We start from the raw sequence: 5,166 nt of genomic DNA, 5'->3' as shown, positions 1-5,166 counted from the left end.
AAAGATGTCCTGAGCTTTGAACAAGGCATCAACAGCACCGACCTCTGGCTCCAACGTACCGGCAACAACCTGGAACTCTCCGTCCTCGGCTCCGACGACAAGGTCACCATCAGCAACTGGTACGCCAGCGCCTCGAACCACGTCGAGACGATCAAGACCGCTGACGGCAAGACTCTCCTCGACAGCCAGGTACAGAACCTGGTCAACGCCATGGCGGCCTTCGCGCCGCCGACTGCGGGCAACTCCAACCTCACGCCTGAGCAACGGGCTCAACTGGAGGTGGTGATCGCCGCCAACTGGCAGTAAACAGTGACCGGCGAGGTGCGCGTGTGCGTACCTCGCCTTCAGGATTAGAGGCAGGAATGGACAAACTGACTGAGCAAGAAAAAACCCTTTACTTGAAGCTGGTGATGGCCTCGCAGCAGGTGGATTCCGTGGAGGGCTTTCAGGGCTTCGTTCGTGAATGCCTGCGGCCGCTGCTACCCCATGGCATGACGCTGGCCTGCGTGGGGGCGTTCGTGAATGGAAAGGCAGTGCTGGAAATGGCCGTGGCGGTGGACTACCCCACGTCCCTCTTCGAAAAGGTGCATGAAATCGTCAGCATCCCTGACCGGGCCCTGCTCGCCCGCTGGTACATGGAGCGCAAGCCGCAGCTCATTACCCGCGGCCTGAATGACCAGCAGCTCTCCGAACTAGAGCGTTCTGAAATGGAACAGTTCGCCTTCGACAATTTCGTTGCCCATGGGCTGGTCGACCTGGACGGGAAGAAAGGCAGCTACATCAGCCTGGCGCGGGTCCCGGGCCAATTGACAGACCATCACGCGCTCCTCATGGAGCTGATCACCCCTCACCTCCACCAGATCCTCGTACGCCTGATCGCAAGCCGGAACACCCGCAATGCCTTCAGTAACGCCCAGCTGCTCTCCCCCAAGGAACAGGTCGTCCTGCGCTGGCTGGCAGCCGGAAAGAGCAACCCGGAGATCGCCGCGCTGCTCAGTCGAAGCGTGTCGACCATTCGCAACCAGGTGCACTCGATCCTCACCAAGCTGGGCGCCTCGACGCGGGCCGAAGCATTGGCGAAGGCTTATGAATTGAGGTTGCTCTAGGTCGCTGAAAACCGAGACGGTGCCTTCAACACCGCAACGACAATGCCGTCAGCTTTTTCAACAGCCCGCCAGGCCGTTTTTGGATCAGTTGATCCATTGTCCCGGGGTTGCCCGTCCACGAGACTGCAGGCTCTCCGAACTCCAGGGACAGGCGATGAAAACACTCATACGGACAGGGCTTCTTTCACTGCTGGTCAGCTTGGCGGCAAACGCGGCCGAGTACCCGCAGCATGACATGCAGCAGATCGTGCGCCCCAGCAGCGAGAGCGGTCACTACGCACTCAACCTTCGCTATATCGATCAGGTCATCGACGACCTGTACGGCTTTGCCGGCAGCTATCCACCCAGCTTCGAATCCGGCAAGGATGCCAATCGGGCAAGAAAGGAAATTGCAGCACTGACGCACGTTCTCGACCTTGGCCTGCAATCCAGCCCGGACAGGCAAATCCTCTCAAGAGCTGCCCTGCTGCACCGAATGGGCCACAACCTGGACATGCCTGACAGCTGGAAGAAAGCGGAAACGCTTTACCAGAAACTGCTAGCCATTACCCCGGATGACCTGCACGCCAACTATCAATACGGCCTCTTCCTCGCAGAAACGGGGCAAAGCTCACAGAGCCTGCCTTACCTTGAAAAAGCCACACGCGCAAACTACCCGCCCGCCTACTTCACCCTGGCCCTGGCCTACTTCGCCACAGGCGATGCAAGCAAAGCCAAAGAAAACCTGCAGGTCTATCTGCAACACAATGCCAATGACAAAAACGCAAAAGCGTTGTTGGAAGCCATGGAAGATGGACGAGCACAAATAATGAGTGCGCCAGCCAAAAACTGACTGACGCACCTAATAAAGGATGAAAACTATCGCCCCCGGTTACGCACCAACAATGGTGCCGCGCAATCTGAATAGGCAGGAATGCATGAAAGCGCTTAACCCTCCAGGAAGCACGCGCGCGAGTATGAAAATCGTACTCACCGCAGCCTTCGCGACACTCTGCATAAGCAGCCTAGGGTATTGGGTACTCCAGCCACCTCAACCGAAAGATGAATTCATCGAAGCGTTGGATGAGGCATTGAGAAAAAACCACAGGAATATAACCGCACTACTTAAAAACCACATAAAACCAGGTGACAGTTTCGAGAAAACAGCGGCTTATCTAAAAGCAAGAGACTTCACAATCCACCCCTTAGAAACCAAGCCTGGAAAAGAAAACATTCGCGAATACTATGCAAGCAGGAAAAAAATAAAAAACCTGGTGATACTCACTTCAACCAACATAATCATAACAACCCATGGAGATGTGGTAACCGAAGCGACCGGCGCGATAGGCTTAACAGGGCTTTAAAATCAGGAACAACAATATGAAAAAAGAAACAGAGGCACAGCCTATAAAAAAAAAAGCACGACCACAAGAAATATTCTAGTAGCACTCTTGGCGACACTCTGCATTAGCAGCCTAGGGTATTGGGCACTCCAACCGCCTCAACCTAAAGATGCATTTATCGAGGCGCTTGATGATGCATTGAGAAAAAACAACAGAAACATAACCCTACTACTTAATGGATATATAAGGCCAGGTGATGACCTCAATGCAACCTTAAAATTCTTAGAGGCGAGAGGATTTAAGACATACCAATCAAAATCCGATCAGAATAAATATTTTGCGTCAAAGAAATCAGTGAGAAATCTCATAGTTCAGACAAATACTTCAATCACGCTCGAAACAGACGGATCGAAAATACTAAAAGCCCACGGAGAAATATTTCTCACCAGCATATAGGGATATTAAATGTACGAAAAAATCGAAGTTTTCTATAAACCCGCAGTAGTAGACGGCGCCCCTCTTTACCATAAATACCTGATCTACACCGACAAAGACGGAAAAAAGTTCTATGCTCGAGGCGGCCCGGGCAACTTTGGCCCCGGCGAAGAGAACGGAAAGGAAAATTCAATATCCTACTGGGGCCCTATAGAAACCAGAACCGGGAGTTATGTTGAAGGCACCCCAGACTGGGACGAAGAGGGAAATCACCCATCAGAATTCATCGCAGAGGGAGAGGACCTAAGCAGAGAGTGGAAAGAGATAGAGCGGGAACTTGAGCGAATAGACAACGGAAAATATCCATACTTTCCAGACTATCGCAATTCAAACTCCGTAGTAGACTCCGCCCTTTTAGCCGCCAATTTACCGCTACCTAGAAAGGATAATTTTTTTGAGCTTTACTGCCCTGCATCCGGTGGCTTTCCTGAACTCAGTTTTATTGAAAAAATCTACAAGAGTATTTTCGAAGAAAAAAAACCCATTGCTCCATCTGTCAATGAAAACTACACAAATGCATCAACTTTCATCCAACGCATCGACCCCCTCAGCCTCGACCTAGACGGCGACGGCATCGAAACAGTCGGTGCCAATGCCGGTATCACCTTCGACTTCGATGGCGACGGCCTGAAGACCGGCACCGGTTGGGTCAAGGGCGACGATGGTTTCCTCGTGCTGGACCGCAACGGCAACGGCCAGATCGACAACGGCAGCGAGTTGTTCGGGGTCGATACCGTCAAGGCCAACGGCCAGAAAGCCACCGATGGCTTCGACGCCCTGCGGGACTTCGACAGCAACGGTGATGGCGTCTTCGATGCGAAGGATGCCCAGTTCGCCAACGTCCGAGTCTGGCAGGACACCAATCAGGACGGCATCGCCCAAACCGGCGAACTCAAGACCCTGGCCGAGCACAGTATCGTCGCCATCAACCTCGACTCGACTGCCAGCAACCAGACATCCAATGGCAACCTGATCAGCGCCACCGGCACCTTCATCCGGGGCGACGGCACCCAAGGCAGCGTCAACGCTAACCAGAGCGTGGTTGCCAACCTGGACCTGGCCAGCAACCCCTTCTACCGCGAGTTCACCGACCCCATCGCGCTGGACGATGCAGCCAAGGCCCTGCCTGACATGAAAGGCTCCGGCGCCGTGCGCGACCTGCGCGAAGCCTCGATGCTCAACGCCGAGCTCAAGACGCTACTGGCCACCTACGCCCAGGCCCAGACCCGCGAAGAGCAGATGGGCCTGCTGGACAAGCTGATCGCCGAATGGGCCAAGAGCGCCGACTACCAGACCTTCGACAAGCGCATTGATGCGCTGGACGAAGGCGGCACGGATGTGCGTTTCCAGTATTCCTGGGAGGCGGCCGGTGCCGCACCAACAGACGCCCAGAAAAGCACCCAGCAACTCCTCGAACGCATCAAGGCCCTGGAAGTGTTCAACGGCCAGAACTTCCTGCGCTTCGGCAAGGTGGGGACTACCGCCAACAGCCTGACCCTTTCGTTTGGCATGGGCACCACCAACGGCACGACCACCTACGCCATCAAGGATGGCTCGGTCGTCATCAATGAGGATCGCCTGGGGCTGAATGCCGGGCAGGCAGGCTTGCTGAACCAGGCCTATGAGGCGCTCAAGAAGTCCATCTACGATGGCCTGTTGCTGCAAACCCGCCTCAAGCCCTATGTCGACCAGATCGGGCTGAATATCACCGACACCGGTATCGCGCTCGACTACAGCGAAATGACCAAGCTGTTCGAGCAGACAGCTGTCACCTCAGCAACGAAAGCCTTCAACGATGCACTGGACCTCAGCTTGGCGTGGAAAGGAGATACCTCCAGCGGACTGGCCTTCGGGCAGATCGCAGTAAACCTCTTTGAAAAGCTCTCCGATGAAGATCTTCAGAAAGTACGTCAACGAACCGAAGAGGCCGGCTATAGATTCATTTTTGGCGATCAGTCGGGCAACGCCCTGACCGGCAGCGGCGGCAACGACCGCATCTTCGGGGGGGCTGGCAACGACACCCTCTACGGGGACAAAGGTAGCAACCAACTCTTTGGTGGCGAGGGCAACGATACCCTCTCCAACAATGCCGACTACTCCAACAACAACCTCTATGTCGGTGGCAAAGGCAACGACACGCTCCTTGGCACCTTCAACAACGACACCTACCTCTTCGAACTCGGCGACGGCCAGGACACCATCATCGAACTGTCCGGTAACGACACCCTGCGCTTCGGCCAAAG

At 54.7% G+C, this 5,166-nt stretch carries 4 protein-coding genes and 1 pseudogene; all 5 read left to right on the top strand.

Translation table 11 applies throughout. The features are described 5' to 3' along the window. On the top strand, positions 1-306 hold a 306-nt coding region (locus A9G05_RS25985; RefSeq protein WP_305879756.1), incomplete at its 5' end, for a calcium-binding protein. A 56-nt stretch (positions 307-362) separates the two neighbouring features. Beyond that, positions 363-1,106 (top strand): helix-turn-helix transcriptional regulator, encoded by a 744-nt coding sequence (locus A9G05_RS25980; RefSeq protein ID WP_069563684.1) that lies wholly within the window; start codon positions 363-365, stop codon positions 1,104-1,106. A 154-nt stretch (positions 1,107-1,260) separates the two neighbouring features. Next, on the top strand, positions 1,261-1,938 hold the full coding sequence (locus A9G05_RS25975; protein ID WP_069563683.1) for a hypothetical protein: 678 nt from the start codon (positions 1,261-1,263) through the stop codon (positions 1,936-1,938). 124 nt (positions 1,939-2,062) lie between these two features. Beyond that, positions 2,063-2,449 carry a hypothetical protein gene (locus tag A9G05_RS27525; RefSeq protein ID WP_139131265.1) on the top strand — a complete coding sequence of 129 codons (387 nt, stop codon included), beginning with the start codon at positions 2,063-2,065 and terminating at the stop codon, positions 2,447-2,449. A gap of 444 nt (positions 2,450-2,893) precedes the next feature. Then, positions 2,894-5,166 (top strand): annotated as a pseudogene (locus A9G05_RS25970) (hypothetical protein); the annotation flags it as partial.

This window comes from Pseudomonas sp. ENNP23 (assembly GCF_001728945.1).
GTDB classification, from domain to species: domain Bacteria; phylum Pseudomonadota; class Gammaproteobacteria; order Pseudomonadales; family Pseudomonadaceae; genus Metapseudomonas; species Metapseudomonas otitidis.
The sequence above is the reverse complement of the archived record's forward strand: the minus strand, read 5'-3'. Positions and strand labels throughout refer to the sequence as shown.

What these genes read in the sequence shown, in the direction of transcription:
- A9G05_RS25980 (WP_069563684.1), top strand. Translation starts at nt 363, where the DNA reads ATGGACAAACTGACTGAGCAAGAAAAAACCCTTTACTTGAAGCTGGTG.
- A9G05_RS25975 (WP_069563683.1), top strand. Translation starts at nt 1,261, where the DNA reads ATGAAAACACTCATACGGACAGGGCTTCTTTCACTGCTGGTCAGCTTG.
- A9G05_RS27525 (WP_139131265.1), top strand. Translation starts at nt 2,063, where the DNA reads ATGAAAATCGTACTCACCGCAGCCTTCGCGACACTCTGCATAAGCAGC.